The following is a 20,535-nucleotide window of genomic DNA, read 5'->3' on the forward strand; positions in this document are numbered from 1 at the left end:
AGCTCATATGCTCCAATGAGATTTATTTACCGCACACACCAATGTTCAACCAAATCGAGTAGCTTCAAATCGATTCAATATCCGATGCACCACATAACACAGTAATAATGTTGCCACGATAGCGACTAATATGCTGCTTATTCGGTACAAAGCACTAAAAACTAAGTCATTATCTGGGGTTAAGTATTGACCGAATAATATCCCTAAGGTGGTCATAGCACCGAATCCCACTCCAGAGCCACTCGCTTCTCTCACGTGTACTTGGCTAAACAACATTAAGCCTATCCACAATAGTGGTATCACAAAAATCAATAATCCAGACCAATCATAGAGTAACCCTTGTCCCACCAAGCCGAAAGTCACGCCAAACAAGGTACCGATAGCTCGTTTGCGGGCATAACCGAGCGCACCATTCCAATGCATTGGGAATAACAATAACAAGGTGGTGGCTTGAGCAGACATAGAATCACGTAAGTTAAATACCTGAAAAACCACAAATGATGCAGTTGCAATAGATGCACCGAGTAACGCTTCGTGTCGCATGCGGTTAGGCACTTTAACCACGGCAGCAACTGGCGCTCTTGGTTCAACATCGGGCCATAAAGCCGTCATAGCATAAGCGATTACAACAGAGGCCGCTGTCGCCCAAAAATTACTGAAAATGAGATTATTAATATCGACACTCGGATAACTGGCAAAGTGCAACATAATGCTTAAGCTGATAACCCCGTTAGCGCCAAATAAAAACAAACTACCGCGTGACATTGCCGCAAAACGATACAAAAATAGCACAAACACGATGGGTAATATCACCCCAGCGTGAGAGCCAAATAAGCCACCTAAAATACCCACTTCAATCCCAGACATTACAGATGATGCCAATAATTGCCTCATCGCATGTGCATTCATCACAGGGACTAAACCCAGTAACAACATTGGAGTGACGGTAAAAAATACACCATAACTGAGGTCGAAAAATTTACAGATCGCAAATCCTAGTGTGGCGCCTGTTGCTATGCGTAAACATTGGCGTAAATCGTTTGTAGTCAAAGGACTATGGCGTAATAACATATGAACAACCTACGACATTGATACAAGATACTGCACGCAAATAAATTAACCTGCAGCATTGCCTTGAGTGTGAATTGGTGTAATGAGTATTAACAATCAATATTGGGCTTAACTGCGGCGTTAATATATATAATGCAGCGTGCTGATAACCTTAATTTGAACCTTGGCTAGAAAGCCAAGTAAACCGCTATTAGGTACTAATTGCACCGTTGCACGTGCTCCAGCGGGTAATGCATTAACGCCTTGGTGGTCAAGTTCAAGGTGTAATCGTAAGCGTTGAGCATCACGTACCCAACGTACCGATTCTTGCGGATCAGCTAAACGGCCATTGGCATCAAATTGCCCGGCACTCACACCGGCATCTACGGTACTCACTTTGGCATGATATAAACGTCCAGGTTGACCATCAAATGCAACAAGCGCAGTTGATTGTGGCTCAATACCGCGTAAACTTTTTTCTCTAAAATCAGCAATAATATCGACGTTTTCTGACACTACAGCTAATAGCGGCTGTCCAACAGTGGCAAAGCTGCCGACTTCTAACTGTAAGTTAGTCACCACGCCATTTTGGTCTGCGCGAATTTGAGTGTATGACAGGTTTAATTCTGCTTGAGCTAAACGATTTTGAGCTTGACGGACTTTTAAATTATCTTCGCCATTGCGTCCACGACTTACCACTAGCTTAGTTAAGCGAGCTTTAGCGGCAAGTAAATTGGCCTGCGCCGTGACGGCCTCACTTTGAGCTTGATCAGTTAACTGCTGCGATACACCTCGGGAGGCATACAGAGCATCAAGGCGTTTTGCTTCACTATTTCTCTGCTGTGCACTACTTTGATTTGCCTGAACATCTGCTTTGGCTGCTAGTATCGATGCATCAAGTTCAGCGTTATCTTGTTTTGCTTGCTCTAACGCCAATGTAGCTTGCTCAGCCGCTAACTCGTAAGGGGCTGAGTCGATGCTAAATAACACATCACCTTTAGCCACAAGTTGGTTATTTTCGACGGCAATAGATGCAATTTTACCACTGACTTGTGGCGTCACTTTAGTGACCATTCGTGTGGCCATGGCTTGTGGCGTCATAGGCATTACTGCATCGGCAAACATAAAGTAACCAAACACCATTACAAACATAAAAATAGCGATTTTAACGAGTCGAGCAAATTGTTGATCTGGGGTCATGTTATTTCTCATTCAGGAATTTTGTTGTCTTGTTCAGTGTTCTTATGCAGCGCAGCAAGAGCATTATCACTAATAAGACTAATGACACGTTCAAATTCACTTAATTCTTGGCTGCTAATACCTGCAAGTAAATCTCGACGAACCAACATAATGCGGCTTTCCATCTGCTTAAGCATGTCGATGCCTTCAGGAGTTAAGCTGACTATTCGTGCTCGCTTATCGTTCTCGCAGCAGCGGCGCTGTATATATCCTTGCTGTTCTAACTGGCTCAAAGTGCGCATTAAAGAGGGCAATTCTATCTCTAAAGCATCGGCAAGCACCTTTTGGCTCACGTTATCGCCCAAGCGCAGTAACTTCCACAGCGCAGTCCAGCGAGGGTGAGTTAACCCTAATGGTACGAGCTCCGCGTCTGCAGCGGTGCGCCATAAACGATGTAATCGCCCTAAGTGCTCAGCAAGTGAAAGTTCTTTTAATCGCTCTAATTCTTTATACATAATAAATTGCCATTTAGTTAGCGTGCTAAGCATTATAACAACTTAGCATGCTAAGTAAATGACTGATGTTAATTAATCCATAAAACTTCTATAGCGTTGAAACTAATTTATTGATAACTGTGACTAAAAATGACTAGCGTTGATTACACGAACAATAAAGATTAGGCCTTTAGTCACATGACATTACGCGGAAAAGATAATATGAGTGTTATTTAGACAAAGATGATCAGTATCACCAAAACAAAGTGTCACTTTGACATTAACAGTCTTTTTAACACCAATAAAAAGATGTCATTTTAACAGTAACCTAACGACAGGTAAAAATAAAAAACATTAATAACAGTAGCTTAATAACAATAAAAAGTTGGCACGACTTGTGTAATGCTCTGGTCATCTGTATCAAAATGACTTTGCGCTAAGAGGACTTATGAGCAAAAATAAACTCACCGGCATTGCACTGCTAATCGTGCTAGTGGCTTCCTTCACGGTATTACTCAGTTTAGGCAGCGGCATATATCGAGAAAAACCGCCGATTCCAACGGCTTTCACTGACACCAGTGGCCAACCCATATTTACCAAAAATGATATTGAGCAAGGTCAACTTGTATGGCGTTCAATGGGCGGGCATCAGTTAGGATCAATTTGGGGCCATGGTTCTTATGTGGCACCAGATTGGACTGCAGATTGGTTACATCGTGAAGCCCAAGCTTGGTTGTCTATCACCGCAAACGAGCGCTATAACCGCGATTTCACTGAACTCGATTCAGAACAGCAAGCCGGTTTAGAAAAAGGCTTAAGAGATGATATTCGCCATAACACAGTGATCAAAGGTACTGGGGATGAAACTCACGTCGCGCTGTCAAATACGCGAATTGCGGCAATTAATGAAGTGACTAAGCACTATTTATCGTTATTTGGTGATGATCCTGCATTAAGTTCATTACGTGAACAATATGCCATGAAAGAAGGCACTATCACTGATGCTGAACATCGTGAATTGTTAAATGCCTTCCTCTTTTGGGGAGCGTGGGCTGCGGTAACTGAGCGCCCTGGTTATGATTATACTTACACCAATAACTGGCCATACGATCCACAAATTGGCAACGTCCCCACTTCAGACAACATTGTTTGGTCAGTACTAAGCTTAGTGACATTGCTTCTTGGTATTGGCATGCTGGCTTGGCATCACGCCACCTGCAAAGAGGAACCATTGCCAGAACCAGCCAAAGGTGATCCATTATTTTTTACTAAACCTACGCCATCTCAAAAAGCTGTCGGAAAGTATTTTGTTACTGCAATTGGACTGTTTTTACTGCAAATATTAGTTGGCGGAATTACTGCGCATTACGCAGTTGAAGGCCAAGAGTTTTATGGTTTCCCAATAGCTGAAATTCTGCCTTATTCTGTTACCCGTACTTGGCATACTCAACTCGCAGTATTTTGGATTGCCACAGCATGGTTAGGCACAGGGCTATATATTGCCCCTGCACTATCAGGATACGAACCTAAGTATCAACGCTTAGGGGTAAACGTACTTTGGGTCGCGTTAGTCGTTATCGTATTGGGCTCTATGGCTGGTGAATGGATTGGCGTACAACAATACTTTGACCTAGACATGAACTATTTATTCGGACATCAAGGATATGAGTACATTGATTTAGGACGCGTATGGCAAATATTATTGTTTGTGGGCTTATTAATTTGGACCGTGTTAATCACTGCAGCTATGCGTCCTGCATTAAAAGTTAACAGCGACATACTGCCGGCAATTTGGATTCTATACGCCTCTTGTGTCGCCATCGGCTTGTTTTATGGTGCAGGCCTGTTTATGGGCAAACACTCAAACCTTGCCATCGCAGAATATTGGCGCTGGTGGGTGGTGCACTTATGGGTAGAAGGCTTCTTTGAAACATTTGCAACAGCCGTTATCGCATTAATGCTCGTTCGCTTAGGCCTTATCCGTGCACGCAGTGCCAACGGTGCGGTATTATTCACAACAGTGGTGTTTTTAACTGGCGGCTTAATCGGCACTTTACATCATTTATACTTTACCGGTACTCAAACTTCAGTCATTGCTTGGGGAGCCATATTCTCGGCACTTGAAGTGGTGCCGTTAGCATTAATTGGTTTTGAAGCAGTGGGAACCTATCGTTTACGTAAAGCGAGCCCTTGGATGGAACGTTATCACTGGGTCATTATGTTCTTTGTGGCAACCTCATTTTGGAACTTAATTGGTGCAGGTGTATTAGGTTTCTTAATTAACCCACCAATATCGCTTTATTTTATCCAAGGTTTAAATACTACTGCGACACATTCTCATGGTGCATTTATGGGCGTGTACGGTATGTTAGGCATAGGGCTAATGCTATTCTGTTTACGCGGATTAACAGGCGATATGCAATGGAACCAAAAATACCTTAAAGGGGCATTCTGGACATTAAATATCGGCTTAGCAGCAATGCTGTTTATGTCATTATTGCCTGTCGGAATTGTGCAGTTCTTTGCGGTCATTGACCACGGCTATTGGTATGCTCGTTCACCTGCGGTGATCCACAGCGATTTAGTGGAAAGCCTTGTATGGACACGAATGTTCGGTGACATTATCTTCAGTATTGGTGGATTATTGATGGCGGCGTTCTTATTTGACATCATCAAGAAAGCCATTGCTAGCAAAGGCGTTAAAGCGAAACAAGCTAGTCCATTAACGATTAACTAAGTATGCATTAATAAACACGCTTTGATAACCATCATCAGGGGCCTTTGTGGCCCCTTTAGTTTCAACAATTTGGGCTTTACCCTTGTTGTTATATTCACACTTGTCATAATGACACTTATTATGTTCCTTTCTGGAGTTTAGCATGGCATTGAGACAAGCTGACTTAACCCGTATCGCACTTGATATCACGTCCAATTTATCTAAACGTGATCGATTCTCTCGTTTATTAACCACAGTAAGAGAAACCCTCGATTGTGATGCTGCTGCACTGTTATCGTTCCAAGGGCATCAATTCAAGCCATTAGCGATTGATGGACTGAGTGCGGATGTATTAGGACGGCGCTTTATTTTAAGTGAGCATCCGCGACTTGAAACCATTGCCCGAGCGGGTGATATTGTCCGTTTCCCTTCCAATAGCGAATTACCCGACCCTTACGATGGCTTAATCCCCAATGTAGATGGTGACTTAAAAGTGCATGCCTGCATCGGTTTACCATTATTCGCTAACGAGCAACTCATTGGCGCATTAACTATTGATGCATTAGATCCCAATAAGTTTGATCAATTCAGTAATAATGAACTGCGCAGCTTTAGCGCAATTGCAGCGGCTTCATTAAACAACGCATTGCTGATTGATAAACTTGAAAAACAAGCGTCAACGTTTACCATCCCCCATACCCAACCCTCTAGGCTATTAGACACAGAAACAGAAACCGAAATAATTGGTCAGGCCGATAATCTATTATCGCTGCTTAATGAAGTGAATGTGGTGGCAGAAACTGAACTCAACGTGTTGATTTTAGGAGAAACGGGTACCGGTAAAGAATTGATAGCCAAGCAGATCCATCAACAATCTGCACGAGCCAATAAACCACTGGAGTATTTAAACTGTGCTGCACTTGCTGAATCCGTTGCCGAAAGCGAACTCTTTGGTCATGTAAAAGGCGCGTTTACTGGCGCTATTAGCCATCGTAGCGGCAAATTTCAAGTAGCCGATAAAGGCACATTATTTTTAGATGAAATTGGTGAACTACCTCTTAACTTACAAGCAAAACTTCTGCGAGTACTGCAATTTGGCGACGTACAAAAGGTCGGTGATGATCGTAGCTTAAAAGTCGATGTTCGTATTATTGCCGCAACCAATAAAGACCTAAAAAGCGAAGTATTGGCCGGACGATTTAGAGCAGATTTATACCATCGTTTAAGCGTGTTCCCGGTTATGGTTCCACCACTAAGAGAACGTCAACAAGATATCCATTTATTAGCGGGCTACTTTATCGAGCGCTATAGACAGCAATTACACTTGGCCCATTTAAGATTAGAGCCTTCATCATTGCAATTACTGGAGCAATATGACTGGCCTGGCAACATACGTGAACTTGAGCATTCCATTCATCGAGCCGCTGTTTTAGCTAAATCACAAAGCCAAAAAGATGGTTTATGCATCATTAACAACAGCCATTTTGAATTTGCACAGTCATCGCCTGTTGCTATCCATTCAAACAAAAACCTGACGCTTAAACAGTCGGCAACATCTTTACCACAAACAAGCTTACGAGATGCAACAGATCAGTTTCAAAATCAATTTATCCACCAAATATATACTCAGCAAGGGAGTAATTGGGCTGCAACCGCACGCCAATTGCAAATAGATTCAGGTAACTTACACAGGCTGGCTAAACGCTTAGGATTAAAATAAAAAAAGTAAAAAATTTCAGTTGAAATATTAGCCGTAATAAGTAACGATGCGCCCTAACCATCTGTACAAATGACCTGTACTAATTATTTGTACTAAATAGTCAAACTTGGCAAAATATTGTAGTCTGACTAATATAACGTCTGTTTTGGAATGATATAACCCTTATGATAAATTCGTTACGTTCTACTTTAATTGCAGCGACTGCCATTGTATTAAGTTTTTCGAGTGCTGCTGTTGAATATCGTCTACCGGCTGAAGGCAGTAATTTAGTAGGTGAAAATCAATATTATGTTGTTCCTGAGGGGAAACTAACCTTAGAGCAAATTGCTTCACAATTTCAGCTAGGGTTGACTAATTTATTAGAAGCTAATCCAGGTGTTGACCCATTTTTACCTAAACCGGGTAGCACATTACTGATCCCGCATCAGCTAATTCTACCTAACGCTAAAAGAGAAGGTGTGGTCATTAACTCTGCCGAGATGCGTTTGTATTATTATCCGAAGGGTAAAAATACCGTCGAAGTATTGCCTATTGGTATTGGTCAAATTGGTAAAGATACCCCTGAAAATTGGGTAACAACAGTACAACGTAAACGCGCTAATCCAACTTGGACACCTACGGTTAATATTCGTAAATCATACGCGGCTAAAGGGATAACATTACCGGCTGTATGGCCAGCAGGCGCTGACAACCCAATGGGTTTATTCGCCCTTTATGTCGGTAACTTGTATGCGGTTCACGGTACTAACGCCACGTTTGGTATTGGTTTACGGGTAAGTTCTGGCTGTGTTCGTTTACGCGATGAAGACATTGAACATTTATATAATAGCGTACCAGTTGGCACACGTGTTGAGTTTATTAACCAACCGATTAAAGCCACTGAAGAACCTGATGGTAACCGCTATTTAGAAGTTCATGAGCCACTGTCACGAACTCAAGCTGAATTTGATTCGTTAGAACCAGTAGCACTATCATTCGATAAAGCCATGACTCGCTTTGTTGCTCACCCAGACACTGACTCATTTACATTAAAACGATTACTTGAGCAACGTACTGGAATGCCAACTCGGATTAATCCTTAAGCATTAACCGATAAGCATAAAATGTTTGGATTTCTGCAAACATAACAAAATGGCTTTGTTAATTCAGTAAACACTGTGATTAACAAAGCCATTTTTTATATCAGCTTGATAGTTACTCCCAACTCAGGATAAGAAATGAAGTTACTTATCAGGTGTGCTTATCGTCGACCCATTCTGATCAACATTATCACTGTCACTCACATTCTGACTATCACCCAGCGCTTCACTGGTTTGTGCTAATGCATGTAAATCTTCCATCGCCACATTAATGTCACTTTGACCGGCATTAATTAACTCTTCGGTTTGCTCGGCAAATGAAGTCTGTTGATCCATTTCTTGTAGAAGCGCGGCAGCATTTTCTTCTGTTATATTTAATGCTGATTGTGGGTATTGCTGAGCATTTGCTTGATTACTATCAGCTGACGGTGCTTGACCGCGATTTAGCATGGAGCTAATTGTCGGTTGCATAACCATAGCGGTAATAATCACGATTGCGGCGACAGCAACCAAACTAAGCTTACCCATAGAAATTGGCGTTTTCTTATCCGGCATTGAAGGAGTTTGATTGAGTTCGGAAAAACGTTCGTTATCAACCTGGGGTAACCCAGACGATTCAGGCCCTTTAGTGCGCATGCCGATAAATTGACCGCCATCATAAATTTCCATTTGATGGCTGGATACTTCACCCTCGACAATACCCGAACTGACAATTATGAGTTTATTACAATGTAACGTGCCTTTGAATAAGCCAGACACTCGCAGCTCTTGACAAAAAACCTCACCTTCAACCACACCACTAGGTTCTATTTTTATTTGATCGGTTGAACTGATTTTACCCTTAGTTTGGCCCGCGATTATTGCTGGACCTTGAATATGCATATCACCTTCCAACGCCATATCGACACCAATATAGGTCATGCCCTTATTTTTATTATTCATTTTGGGTCCTTGTTAGGATTATTACTCTTGGTTATTATTCTTGGTTATTACTCTGGGTTAATCGTCTTTGTTGATAGATTGTTATTTTTATCACAAGAGCTTAAAGGAAATACACTTCATAATAAAGTAAGTCGTTAATGATATAATACCAAGATCAACAATTTACCCTAAGTGCTATGTCGCCATTACAAGCTTACCAACAACGTCTTCAGCAAAATATTGTTGATGATCCTGCACAGCAGCAAGCAATACTCGCGCTTGATTTGCTTTATCAACAATGCCTCTCTGTTAATACAAACAGCCGAGGCTTATATTTATGGGGCGATGTGGGCCGAGGAAAAACCTTTTTGATGGACATGTTCTATCAAAGCTTGTGTGATCAAATTCAGTGCGACCAGATTCAGTGCGATCAGAGCATGTATAGCTCACAACATAAAACGGATAAAACCGTATTACGCCTGCACTTTCACCGTTTTATGGCCATGGTCCACCAGCAATTAAATCAAACTTCGGGGATACGTGATCCATTAACTCACATAGGCAAGCAGATTGCGGAGAAATATTCTGTTATTTGTTTTGATGAGTTTTTTGTCGCTGATATCGGTGATGCCATTTTACTCGGTCGATTATTTGAAACATTATTTCAGTCAGGCGTCATCTTAGTTGCAACCTCAAATGTACCAATAATCGACTTGTATAAAAATGGTTTACAACGCGATCGTTTTTTACCCACAATCGATCTGCTCCTACAATATACCCAATCGATCCACTTAGACGGTCAAATCGATCATCGCTTACATTCTAGCGCCGTAACGCCTAAAACATCAGCCCGCTGGTTAACATTGCCGTCGGCAATAACGCCTCAAGCGGTGTTTACACTTTTGTGTCAACAATACCCACAAGCTAATGTCAGCATAATAAATACACCTGACTCAATCGATATTTGTCAGCGCACTATTGCCATTGAGGCTCAATATGGACAACTTGCTTGGTTTGAATTTTCAGCTTTGTGCCAAGGCCCACGTTCGGCATTGGATTACATTGAATTAGCTAGCCGATTTAGCCATATATTGCTCAGTAATGTGCCTACATTAGGCGGTGAAGTACGTAGTTGGATTAAAGCTCGCGGCACCGAAGATGGCGCATTAGCTACCACCACAGGCGAACGACAACTGGCGTATGCCAGTGAAGACGATCCGACTCGACGCTTTATTAGTTTAGTGGACGAATTGTATGATCAAAAAGTGATGTTAATCCTCAATAGCGACTGCAACTTAGAAGATTTATATATCGACGGGGCATTACAATTTGAATTTAGACGCACTTATAGCCGCCTGATTGAAATGCAACAATGGGTGTAAATAAGCCTGCAGCACTGAAATGAACCGCTTAACAGGCGAGTCTATGCAGTAGATTATGAAGCTTGATAGTTTTCAACATCATTAAAACGAAGTAAAAAGTTGTCAAGAGCATCATTGGTCGGGTAATCGAACTGATATTTATTGTGAAAAAATACTGTCAAGCTAACCTGAGCATCGGCTAAAGTAATGGTATAACCATCATGATCCGTTTGCGCACTGATTCCACACAACCAATAATCATGACCATTATGACCGTCTTCAAGCGCCCGCTTCTCACCATATTGCGTGACTTTGTTAAACACTTTCAACGCGCGGTGAATATCAATTTCATTTTTCATATCATGCTCTGCTATTAATGTTTTGCATTATCATTCAAGCATACTATACGCCATTTGCACTTAATAGATCAGCGAAGAAAAACATGATAGATCAACAAAGAACAACATGATAAACCCGCAAAGTACAACACGACTGATCAGCCTTAAATGGATAAGTTTACTATAGCAGTATTTTTTCGCTGAAAAGATTTCCCTTTCTTAACACAACAAGGCAGAATCGCGATACTTTATAACAGACAGAACCTATACCATGCCTGATATTGTGATTGCCTTTTTTGCCCTCGGTTTGCTTGCCGGGTTGATAAAGTCTGATTTAAAAGTCCCTAAAGCAACCTACGAAACCCTATCTATCTTACTTATGCTTACACTAGGACTAAAAGGTGGCATGGCACTGCATGGAGAAACTGCCAATTTAGCGATCACCGAATTACTGTCTGTTATTGCACTTGGATTCATTATCCCACTTAGCCTTTATCCTCTACTGCGAAAATTAATTCAATTACCGCAAAAAGAAGCCATAAGTATCGCTGCTCATTACGGCTCTGTGAGTGCGGGAACATTTGCCGTGGTGATGACCATGGTCGATCAATCTCAGTGGCCTTTACGACCTGAAACAACGTTGTATCTAGTGCTACTCGAATTGCCTGCAATTATTATCATGCTTTGGCTACACCGCTACTTACAAGCAAAAGTAGCAGGCGATAGCCAACACTCTTCGGCAGGCAGCGTATTACATGAAGCGCTGACAAGCCGCGGAGTCGTATTACTCTGTGGAGGGGTGATCATAGGCTGGATATATGGCACTAGTGGCATGGCACCACTTACACCAATGTTATTGGGTGGTTTTAAAACGTTATTAGCACTGTTCTTATTAGAAATGGGGATTAGTACCGCCAAAGTATGCTTCCCTATTCCTTACAAACAATGGCGTTTATTGGTATTTGCTGCGGTAATTCCATTTATTTTAGCTTGGGCGGGTATCGGCTTAGGCGTGTTACTTGATTTACCTTCTGGCAGCATATTAGTACTTGCAGGCTTAAGTGCAAGTGCGTCTTATATTGCTGCGCCGGCCGCAATTAAGGCAGCAATACCAGACGCTAATATTGGTTTAGCGATGTTGGCATCACTCGGAATAACGTTCCCAATAAACGTATTAATTGGTTTACCTATCTATAAAATGTGGATAGAACAGATACTAAGCTGAGCATTGATACACTCATAACCGTGCCGATAAATCGATGTTAGCAGTTGCTGTTAACGAACGTTATTAACGATTGTTAATAACGTTGATTTATTTCGCTGCGAATATGCAAATGAATAATAGTTGCGCCAAGTGTATTATTTGCAGCGGCTCAACGAGTTTAACGTTTGTAGCTTATCAAATCAGTTACATGCGCAGATAAAAACACCAATATCATCAACTTAATAAGCGCTATTTAATATCCGTTGGTGTTCTCTGGTGATGTATTGCTTTATCGACAAACATGGCTTTATCGACCTTAACCAAATAATCATTTAACGATAATGACTGCCTAGCTTGTCGATGCGCCACGCCCTTACTGTACTTTAATTGGTATGGTTTACCACTGTGCAGATTATGTTGATTAACGCACTGTTGAAAACGTTGTAATACATTATTAACACTAATTTCATCGCTTTGGCTCAGCATTACCACAAATTCATCACCAGCAAAGCGGGCAATAATATCCGATTCGCGGAAGCTGTCGATCAATAAGCCAGCAAAAGTCCTCAAGGCAGTATCACCTTCTTCATGGCCAAAATTGTCGTTAATTGCTTTAAAGTAATCTAAATCAAAGAAAATTAAGCACGTTGCAAAATCAAGCCTATCACCATAAGCAAGCGTCTTATTAGCGAGTAATTCAAAACCACGACGATTAGAAATACCGGTTAGCGCATCTAAGGTATTTTGCTGAATCGACAGCAGTTCTTCTGCGACAATTTTGCCAAGGTCTTCCAAGGCATCTTCATCATCTTTAGAGAAAGATCTCGGCTTGTCATCGATAATACACAAGGTACCTACCCTCACACCATTAGGCATAGTCAACGGATAGCCGGCATAAAATCGAATCTTAGGTGCCGCCAATACAAGCGGATTGTCGGCAAAACGTTCATCTTTTAGTGTGTCTGGCACAACTAAAACATGTTGTTGATTAATAGTATGACCACAAAATGAAATATCACGCCGGGTTTCGCATACATCCAACCCCTGCACAGACTTGAACCATTGGCGATCGGAGTCGATTAAACTCACCACACTAATTGACACTGAAAACAATCGCTTAGCCAACCGAGTGATACGATCAAAACGTTCTTCAGCGATCGTATCGAGCACGTTCAGCCCTCGAAGCGTTTCGAGTCGAGTGTATTCATTGTCAGGTATCGGTGCCAGCAGCATTAAACAACCTATTCAATCAAAATAATAGTTCTATAATCAAAGCAGTTAAGTGACTAAATATCAACCTAATCTACTTTGATTAATGTTTAAACCGATAGAATTTCATTATAAATTTCAATTACACTGTCGATTTTTTGTTGCACACTTTGTATGGGTAATTTACCGGGCAACTGTTGTAATGTCAGTTCATGATTCTCGTCACGCAGCCAGCAATAGGTTTGGGTTAAATGTTGGGCTTGCATGATGGGTAATAACTCCAACTCCGCCAACACTTCAAAGATACGCACATTATCAGACCAAATGGTTAATTCCTGATATTGATGAGCATTCGCTAACACTAAGTACTGAGCGATAAACTCTATGTCTGCAATACCACCAGCACTCTGTTTTAGATCAAATTGCCCTGGTTCAACTTGCAACAAATGCTCACGCATTTTTATGCGCATGTCTTTGACCGCTTTGGCTAATACCTCTTTATCACGCTCTATTTTCAATATTTTCGCACGTAAATCACTAAAACGACCGGCAAGCGAATAATCACCAAATACAAAACGAGATCGCACTAATGCTTGATGCTCCCAAGTCCACGCTTCTTGTTGTAAATAGGTACCAAAATGCTCAATCTCACTCACCAACAAACCAGAAGCACCTGACGGACGTAAGCGCATATCCACTTCATATAACTCACCAGACGTTGTCCGGGTAGCAAATAAATGCACAATACGTTGGGCAAGCTTGAGGTAGAAATGGCCGATATCAATAGGACGCTTACCATCAGTTGTGCCAGCACCTGTGTGGCCGTGTAGAAACACCAAATCTAAATCAGAACCATAACCCAGCTCAATTCCACCTAACTTACCGTAACCAATGACGGCAAAACCCATGTTACTTGGGCTCGTTCCTGCAGGTATGCCATGGCGAGATGCCACCTGATGCCAAGCTTGTAGTACAACTTGTTCGATAATGGCTTCAGCTAAAAAGGTTAAATGATCGCTAACCTGCATGACAGGTAATACCCCAGTAACATCTGCGGCCGCAATCTTAAGCTGCTGAGACAATTTAAACTGCCGCAACGCTTCCATTTGCTGTTCCATGTCATCTTCAGGTACACGTAATAAATACTGGCGTAATTCACTAGGATAATCATCAATCGAAGTAATGTCATACAGCTGCGACGGATCAATTAACTCATCGAGCAGCATTGGGAAATTCGCCAGCTCGCGGGCAATCCAAGGGCTTGCACAACACAAACTCACTAATTGCTGTCTAGCGCCTGGGTTTTCACATAAAAGTTCTAGATAGGTAGTACGGGTTAAAATTTTATCCAGCACTTTAGCTACTGGTTTAAACGCTTGGCTCGGTTTAGTTTGAGTCACTAACTCTTCAAGCAACTTAGGCATTAATTTGTCTAGCGTTTCACGTCCTCGAGGTCCGATAGAACGTTTCGACACCGTTTGATGCCACTCATTTAATAGTGGCCATAATTCGGCATCATCGATTTGTTGCTCTTGCAACAAGGCGTTAGCGTGTTCATCTTGCTGCACATTCCAAAATAAAGCAGTCCAATGATCATTGTGTTCATGGCTGTCAGTACCACCCACAGTGGCATTAAAATGGCCATGAATGGTGACCATTGCTTGATTAATTTTTTGACGAAGTTCGGCTTCATCGGCCATGTCTAGCGGATAACATAAACGTTGCCAATCGAGCTCATTATTAGGCAGGGTTTGCGTTTGCTTATCGTCAATGGCTTGCAACAAGTTTTCCACTCGACGCAATATAATATAACTGTGTTTAAGCTCATCAACCGCTAAGTATTCCAATTGCCCTAAGCTGTACAAGGTATCAATGGCGCCAAATAAACTTTGCTGACGCAATGCAGGCTCGCGGCCACCACGGATCAACTGAAAACTTTGCACCACGAATTCAACTTCGCGGATCCCGCCGGCGCCAAGCTTAATATTATCGGTTAACTGACGACGCCTAACTTCTTGGGCGATTAATTGCTTCATTTTACGCAGTGATTCAATCGCAGAAAAATCAATATAGCGGCGATAAACAAATGGTCGTAGTAGGTCATGCAACTCATCGCAATAGCCAGACCAAGGTCCAAGTACGCGCGCTTTGACCATGGCATAACGCTCCCAATCACGACCTTGCTCTTGGTAATAGTCTTCTAAACCGCTAAAACTGACCACCAAAGGACCACTTTCACCATAAGGTCGTAGACGCATGTCGACACGGAAAACGAATCCATCCACGGTGACTTGGTCGAGTAAATTCACCAAGCGTTGTCCCATGCGGATAAAAAATTGCTGATTTGCCTGAGTCCGTCGACCGCCAACGGTTTCACCATGTTCTGGAAAGGTAAAAATTAAGTCGATGTCTGATGAAAAGTTAAGTTCACGACCACCCAGTTTACCCATGCCTAAAATCAATAAGGGTTGTGGCTTACCTTCAGCACTTGTTGGTGTGCCGTATTGTTGACACATCTCTTGATATAACCAATCACGTCCAGCAATTACCAATGCCTCTGCTAATGCAGATAAATCGAGTAATGACTCTTCAACTGGGGTGTAATTTAAAAAATCACGCCACGCTAAGCGCACCATTTGCAGATTACGATAACGACGTAAGGCAGACTTAACTTGCTCTTCTTGAGTTAACTCAGCTAATAGCGAATGTAACTGCGCATCAAACTCACTGCGCACAACATCACTTAATAAGCCATCAAATAACTGCACAATCCATTCTGGATGACGACAAAGTTGCTCACCCATATAGTCACTTAAGCCAAATACGGCCTTTAACTCTTGCTGTTGCATGGCTGTCAGTGCTGTTTTAGCTTCTGGCCAAACGTCGCAGAGTCTTAACCAGTAACGATCTGCGCTGTCTAGCATCGCTGCAGATAATACCTTGTTACTTTGGTTTTGCATGGCAATAATGATCCCTAAAGAAAATGAACGTTGGACATATTATGTCGTGAATGGTATATCTATCAGCCAGTCAAATGATCAGATTAATATCATTGACACTAAGATTACTATAACCTGTGTCATATTGAATTAGCACATGAAAAATCTACATTTTGGAGAAAACATGGTAGGTCACCTCCCACGTGTACTCACATTGATAACGGTATTGTTTGTTGCCTTAACCCTTGGCGGTTGCGGTGACGATAGACCGGAACAAATTGCTAAGTACCAGCAACTGACCCAACAACGACTTGATCTGTTGGCCAGTTCGCTCGATAACAATCAGTTACGCAATGCGACGTTACTCAAACAATACACTCGAGTTCTCGCTCAGCGTCAATCCGACTTAACCCCATTACTAGAAGAATTGGCTAAAGATGCCAGCACTGAAGGGCCAATGTTTAAGTCATTAACGCGTCGTTACAAAGACTTAAACGACAGCGCTAATTTTATTGATTTAGACCAACAGTTAGCTGAAGCACAGAATATTTATCAAGCCGCTGACACCAGTTTGTATAACGATATGCTGTCTGATCCAGTCAATGTTGTTGCCGATATGTCTAAAGGGCAACTCGCTCGAGTTAATGCTATTAGCCGTGAGGCTGAAGCCCTAGCAAATGGCACCGAAGGCAGTGGTGCAGGCAGCCAACTTGTGGGTAATCCTGCATATGGTAGCTGGCAAAATAATTCAAGCGGCACCTCCATTTGGGCTTGGTATGGCATGTATGCGATGTTTTCTAACTTCTCCCGCCCAATAGGCTACGGTAGTTGGTCGGGTAACCGTGGTTACAGCTATTATAATGATGTGGGACGTTATCGTTACACTTCACCAAAACAAGCAACTTCGCAAACCAAAACCTTTGAACAAACCAAGAAACGTTTTAACAGCCAAGGGAAACGATTCGACAGCCCTTATGCAAAAGCTCGAACAGGCTCTACTAGCTTGTCACGTCAAAGTACCAGTGCACCCAAAGCTAATAGCACCACTCAGAGCGCGAGTAGAAAATTTCGTTCGAGCTACTCAAAAGACAGCAGTTTCCGTAACTCAAGCAGCCGCACTAGTCGCGGTGTTAGCCGTGGAAAATAGGTAAGGACTCACCATGACATTTTTTCAAGAATATGGCTTAACTCAACATTTGGCGATTATTTTAGCCATTGATTTAACCATCGCTATCATTTTGCTGACGCTAATGCGTTATTTGCAGGGGTGGAGCGTTAAAGTCAACAGCAGTGCAGAGTTAGCCGAGCGCGACAACTTTGCCTTTGGGATCAGTACCGCTGGTGCTGTGGCGGCTTTAGGTATTGTGCTAACTGGCGCTATCACAGGCGAAGCGGCTCCGTCTTATTTAACTGAAGCGATTGGCATGTCGGCTTACGGCTTATTTGGTTTAGTGTTAATCAAATTAGGCCGATTTTTGCATGATAAAATCGCTTTAAATGAATTTGCTAAAAACGCTGAAATCCTTAAAGGTAATGTGTCTGTTGCCGTAGTAGATGCCGCAGCAGCTATAGCCACAGCCATTATTATCCGCGCTGTATTAATGTGGGCCGAAGATATTACCCTAGATACCTTCATTGCCATTTTTAGTGCCTTTCTAATCTCACAACTCATGCTAGTGATACTCACTCGATTACGAGAAAAACGTTATGCTCAACGTAATCAAGGTGCCTCAATGCAACAAGCATTAACCCAAGGTCAAACGGCATTAGCATTACGTCACAGTGGTTACATGATTGCCATGGCACTAAGCTTTAATGCGGCGAGTCATTTTATTGCTTATGACCCAACAGCCCATGTAAGCAACATTATTGGTTGGTGCGCATTCTCATTGATCATGCTGGTGGTATTATCGTTATTAATAACCATAGTGAAAAAAATGGTGTTAGCCGGTATCAATCTTGCTGAAGAAGTTGAGAAACAACAAAACATCGGTATTGCAGCCGTTGAAATGGCGATTAGTATTGCCGTTGCCCTTATTCTCACGGCGTTAATGGCTTAATCTATGACAACACCTTTGCTCGATGATCTTCCCGCTAACACTACACAGGGGGACTCGCAGCAAAGTTCCCCTCCATCCCGTCAAGTATCATGGTTTGATGATGCCTTGTTACTCGGCATTATGGCCTCGTTGGCGGGATGCGGTCTTATTTATGAATACTTATTATCACACTATGCTGGTCGCATTCTCGGCGCATTAGAAGCCGCCATTTACACCATGATTGGTCTAATGATTGTGTCTATGGGTGTGGGCGCTTTTGCCGCACGTAAAATAAAATGCGCTTTTACTGGCTTTGCCATGCTTGAATTAACCGTAGCACTGTGTGGCTCTTTTGCCATTATCATTACCGCAGCGGTCATCGGATTCGGTCAACAACTGCCGTTAACCATCGCCAATACACTCGGCCTACCGCCAGATCATTTACCCAATGGTGGCTTTATTGCCAGTTTGCAAACTCTCAGTGCATATTTACCGTATGTTTGGGGTGTATTACTCGGGTTAATGATTGGCATGGAAATTCCACTTATTGCCCGCGTTCGACAATCATTGTCTGAAGCGCACTTACTGCATAATGCCGGCACCATATATGGTGCCGATTACATTGGCGCTGGAATAGGCGCCGCAATCTGGGTCGGTTTTATGCTGGCCATTGATATTCAATTAGCTGCTGCGCTTACAGCGAGCGTTAACCTACTCGCTGGACTGGTGTTTATTTGGCGTTTTTGGTCAAAAATAAATCATGTAAAATTGCTGCTTATCGGCCATATTATTGCCAGTGTGGTGATTGGCATATTAGCCGTTAAAGGCCCGAGCTGGGAACAGCATTTTAATAATCTTTTGTATAAAGATCATGTGGTTTATGCCAAAGCGACCCGCTTTCAGCAGCTCAATTTTACTGAGCGTTTGCGCGGTGGTGGTTTACCTCCCGTTTATAATTTATACATCAATGGTCGGTTACAATTTTCAAGCAGCGACGAGCACATCTATCATAGCTTTTTGGTTCATCCAACATTGGCTGCCAGCGCACGGCACGATAACGTGCTCATTATTGGTGGTGGTGATGGCTTAGGACTAAAGCAAGTACTCAAATGGCAACCTAAAGCGGTTACCTTAATGGATTTAGATAAAGACTTACTGGCACTGTTTAAATCGCCACCAGCAGATATGCCACAACGCTTACAGGATGCATTACTGGCGTTAAACGGCGATGCGTTAAACGATCCACGCTTAACATTAATGGTCGACGATGCATTTAACGGGGTTGATAAGCTAATTCAAAATGGCAAAATGTTTGATGCCATTATTGTTGACTTACCCGACCCAAGTCATCCTGATTTAAACAAACTGTATTCAGACTTATTTTATCGTAAGCTTAATGAATTACTTAGCGCCGATGGCGTAATAACGGTGCAATCAACCTCACCTTATCATGCGCCAAAAGCGTTTATATCGGTTGGTAAAACACTGACTACTGCAGGGTTTAATGTAAAACAGTATCACCATAATGTCCCTAGCTTTGGTGAATGGGGTTGGAGCATTGGCAGTAAAATGGGTAAAAACCCACAACAACGTCTTGCTGCACTAACAGATATACCGGTACCAGAAGAATGGCTAACCCCAGGACTTATTCACGCTTCATTTGAATTCCCAAAGAATTTCTATGCCGATATAGACAACATCAAAGTAAACGAAATTGGTTCATTACAGCTGTATTACTACCACTTAGCGGCTTGGTCAGAAAATGAAGTAATTAATCTTTTTTAATTGGATCAGATAGCGCTTGACATATTATGTCTAGATGCTATCTTTACTCACAGACATAATATGTCAATTAAGGACGAATATGAACATCCATACCATTGCAGGTCACCTAAACGGACTATGCGATCACAGCAAAACCGGTTTTCAGTTTGATTGTTATCCGATTGACGGTGATGTTGAAGTGTTACAAGTCAATATTGTCGGCCGAGAAGAAATTCCGGTGTTTGTATCAGTAACTGACAACCAAATATTGTGTATCAGTTACTTGTGGGGCGAAAACGAAGTAAACCAAGCTCGCCGCGCTGAAATGTTCGAGACCATGTTAGAGCTCAACATTCCAATGCCATTATCATCGTTTGCTAAAATTGATGATAAATATGTGGTTTACGGGGCATTATCTGTGCAATCAAGCATGGAAGAAATTGAACAAGAATTAGCAGTACTGTCAGACAACTGTCTGGAAGTCATCGACGAACTCGTCGAATTTTTAATCTAAGGAGCCAA

16 protein-coding genes are annotated in these 20,535 nt (G+C 42.2%); 9 read left to right on the top strand and 7 right to left on the bottom strand.

The genetic code is table 11. The annotated features are described in order from the left end of the window. Window positions 1-45: 45 nt before the first annotated feature. From AAEY98_RS11270 to slyA, 3 genes are all read right to left on the bottom strand, one after another. The gene (locus AAEY98_RS11270; protein ID WP_162023846.1) at window positions 46-1,071 is read right to left on the bottom strand and encodes a DUF2955 domain-containing protein; all 1,026 of its coding nucleotides are present in this window, start codon (window positions 1,069-1,071) and stop codon (window positions 46-48) included. Between the two features lie 120 nt (window positions 1,072-1,191). Beyond that, window positions 1,192-2,250, bottom strand: a complete 1,059-nt coding sequence (locus AAEY98_RS11275) for an HlyD family secretion protein (protein ID WP_162023847.1) — start codon at window positions 2,248-2,250, stop codon at window positions 1,192-1,194. 8 nt (window positions 2,251-2,258) lie between these two features. After that, window positions 2,259-2,744: a transcriptional regulator SlyA gene (slyA, locus tag AAEY98_RS11280; RefSeq protein ID WP_101085289.1), complete on the bottom strand. Its 486-nt coding sequence runs from the start codon at window positions 2,742-2,744 to the stop codon at window positions 2,259-2,261. A 427-nt stretch (window positions 2,745-3,171) separates the two neighbouring features. Between slyA and AAEY98_RS11285 the strand changes: the two genes are divergently transcribed. The 3 genes from AAEY98_RS11285 to AAEY98_RS11295 all read left to right on the top strand — a co-directional run bounded on the left by AAEY98_RS11285 (window position 3,172) and on the right by AAEY98_RS11295 (window position 8,241). Beyond that, a complete protein-coding gene (locus AAEY98_RS11285) occupies window positions 3,172-5,460 on the top strand; it encodes a nitric-oxide reductase large subunit (protein ID WP_351016956.1) in 2,289 nt (762 codons plus the stop codon). Between the two features lie 142 nt (window positions 5,461-5,602). Then, complete coding sequence (gene norR / locus AAEY98_RS11290) at window positions 5,603-7,159, top strand: nitric oxide reductase transcriptional regulator NorR (RefSeq protein ID WP_335690969.1); 1,557 nt, start codon at window positions 5,603-5,605, stop codon at window positions 7,157-7,159. Window positions 7,160-7,326: 167 nt separating this feature from the next. Then, window positions 7,327-8,241 (top strand): L,D-transpeptidase family protein, encoded by a 915-nt coding sequence (locus tag AAEY98_RS11295; protein ID WP_162024395.1) that lies wholly within the window; start codon window positions 7,327-7,329, stop codon window positions 8,239-8,241. A gap of 141 nt (window positions 8,242-8,382) precedes the next feature. Here the strand turns inward: AAEY98_RS11295 and AAEY98_RS11300 are convergent, their stop codons facing one another. After that, window positions 8,383-9,180: a polymer-forming cytoskeletal protein gene (locus AAEY98_RS11300; protein WP_351016960.1), complete on the bottom strand. Its 798-nt coding sequence runs from the start codon at window positions 9,178-9,180 to the stop codon at window positions 8,383-8,385. A 176-nt stretch (window positions 9,181-9,356) separates the two neighbouring features. Between AAEY98_RS11300 and zapE the strand changes: the two genes are divergently transcribed. Continuing rightward, on the top strand, window positions 9,357-10,541 hold the full coding sequence (gene zapE / locus AAEY98_RS11305; RefSeq protein WP_351016963.1) for a cell division protein ZapE: 1,185 nt from the start codon (window positions 9,357-9,359) through the stop codon (window positions 10,539-10,541). A gap of 53 nt (window positions 10,542-10,594) precedes the next feature. Here zapE and AAEY98_RS11310 read toward each other — a convergent pair whose 3' ends face one another. Beyond that, window positions 10,595-10,879: a DUF3081 domain-containing protein gene (locus AAEY98_RS11310; RefSeq protein WP_101085284.1), complete on the bottom strand. Its 285-nt coding sequence runs from the start codon at window positions 10,877-10,879 to the stop codon at window positions 10,595-10,597. 250 nt (window positions 10,880-11,129) lie between these two features. Between AAEY98_RS11310 and AAEY98_RS11315 the strand changes: the two genes are divergently transcribed. Next, entirely contained in the window at window positions 11,130-12,083 is a 954-nt protein-coding gene (locus AAEY98_RS11315) for a sodium-dependent bicarbonate transport family permease (RefSeq protein ID WP_101085283.1), read from the top strand. 228 nt (window positions 12,084-12,311) lie between these two features. On the opposite strand, the gene AAEY98_RS11320 is transcribed toward AAEY98_RS11315, so the two are convergent. Both AAEY98_RS11320 and glnE read right to left on the bottom strand, forming a co-directional pair. Further along, entirely contained in the window at window positions 12,312-13,295 is a 984-nt protein-coding gene (locus AAEY98_RS11320; RefSeq protein ID WP_351016966.1) for a sensor domain-containing diguanylate cyclase, read from the bottom strand. 86 nt (window positions 13,296-13,381) lie between these two features. Continuing rightward, window positions 13,382-16,237 (bottom strand): bifunctional [glutamate--ammonia ligase]-adenylyl-L-tyrosine phosphorylase/[glutamate--ammonia-ligase] adenylyltransferase, encoded by a 2,856-nt coding sequence (gene glnE / locus AAEY98_RS11325; protein WP_101085281.1) that lies wholly within the window; start codon window positions 16,235-16,237, stop codon window positions 13,382-13,384. A 157-nt stretch (window positions 16,238-16,394) separates the two neighbouring features. Between glnE and AAEY98_RS11330 the strand changes: the two genes are divergently transcribed. The 4 genes from AAEY98_RS11330 (at window position 16,395) to AAEY98_RS11345 (ending at window position 20,527) form a co-directional block, all read left to right on the top strand. Continuing rightward, entirely contained in the window at window positions 16,395-17,357 is a 963-nt protein-coding gene (locus AAEY98_RS11330) for a hypothetical protein (protein ID WP_101085280.1), read from the top strand. A gap of 13 nt (window positions 17,358-17,370) precedes the next feature. After that, the gene (locus tag AAEY98_RS11335; RefSeq protein WP_351016969.1) at window positions 17,371-18,270 is read left to right on the top strand and encodes a DUF350 domain-containing protein; all 900 of its coding nucleotides are present in this window, start codon (window positions 17,371-17,373) and stop codon (window positions 18,268-18,270) included. A gap of 3 nt (window positions 18,271-18,273) precedes the next feature. Further along, the gene (locus tag AAEY98_RS11340) at window positions 18,274-20,034 is read left to right on the top strand and encodes a polyamine aminopropyltransferase (protein WP_351016972.1); all 1,761 of its coding nucleotides are present in this window, start codon (window positions 18,274-18,276) and stop codon (window positions 20,032-20,034) included. A 79-nt stretch (window positions 20,035-20,113) separates the two neighbouring features. Next, a complete protein-coding gene (locus tag AAEY98_RS11345) occupies window positions 20,114-20,527 on the top strand; it encodes a YjfI family protein (RefSeq protein ID WP_101085277.1) in 414 nt (137 codons plus the stop codon). Window positions 20,528-20,535: the final 8 nt, after the last annotated feature.

The organism is Shewanella sp. AC91-MNA-CIBAN-0169 (assembly GCF_040310165.1).
GTDB lineage: Bacteria > Pseudomonadota > Gammaproteobacteria > Enterobacterales > Shewanellaceae > Shewanella.

What these genes read in the sequence shown, in the direction of transcription:
- AAEY98_RS11270 (WP_162023846.1), bottom strand. Translation starts at nt 1,071, where the DNA reads ATGTTATTACGCCATAGTCCTTTGACTACAAACGATTTACGCCAATGT.
- AAEY98_RS11275 (WP_162023847.1), bottom strand. Translation starts at nt 2,250, where the DNA reads ATGACCCCAGATCAACAATTTGCTCGACTCGTTAAAATCGCTATTTTT.
- slyA (WP_101085289.1), bottom strand. Translation starts at nt 2,744, where the DNA reads ATGTATAAAGAATTAGAGCGATTAAAAGAACTTTCACTTGCTGAGCAC.
- AAEY98_RS11285 (WP_351016956.1), top strand. Translation starts at nt 3,172, where the DNA reads ATGAGCAAAAATAAACTCACCGGCATTGCACTGCTAATCGTGCTAGTG.
- norR (WP_335690969.1), top strand. Translation starts at nt 5,603, where the DNA reads ATGGCATTGAGACAAGCTGACTTAACCCGTATCGCACTTGATATCACG.
- AAEY98_RS11300 (WP_351016960.1), bottom strand. Translation starts at nt 9,180, where the DNA reads ATGAATAATAAAAATAAGGGCATGACCTATATTGGTGTCGATATGGCG.
- zapE (WP_351016963.1), top strand. Translation starts at nt 9,357, where the DNA reads ATGTCGCCATTACAAGCTTACCAACAACGTCTTCAGCAAAATATTGTT.
- AAEY98_RS11310 (WP_101085284.1), bottom strand. Translation starts at nt 10,879, where the DNA reads ATGAAAAATGAAATTGATATTCACCGCGCGTTGAAAGTGTTTAACAAA.
- AAEY98_RS11315 (WP_101085283.1), top strand. Translation starts at nt 11,130, where the DNA reads ATGCCTGATATTGTGATTGCCTTTTTTGCCCTCGGTTTGCTTGCCGGG.
- AAEY98_RS11320 (WP_351016966.1), bottom strand. Translation starts at nt 13,295, where the DNA reads ATGCTGCTGGCACCGATACCTGACAATGAATACACTCGACTCGAAACG.
- AAEY98_RS11330 (WP_101085280.1), top strand. Translation starts at nt 16,395, where the DNA reads ATGGTAGGTCACCTCCCACGTGTACTCACATTGATAACGGTATTGTTT.
- AAEY98_RS11335 (WP_351016969.1), top strand. Translation starts at nt 17,371, where the DNA reads ATGACATTTTTTCAAGAATATGGCTTAACTCAACATTTGGCGATTATT.
- AAEY98_RS11340 (WP_351016972.1), top strand. Translation starts at nt 18,274, where the DNA reads ATGACAACACCTTTGCTCGATGATCTTCCCGCTAACACTACACAGGGG.
- AAEY98_RS11345 (WP_101085277.1), top strand. Translation starts at nt 20,114, where the DNA reads ATGAACATCCATACCATTGCAGGTCACCTAAACGGACTATGCGATCAC.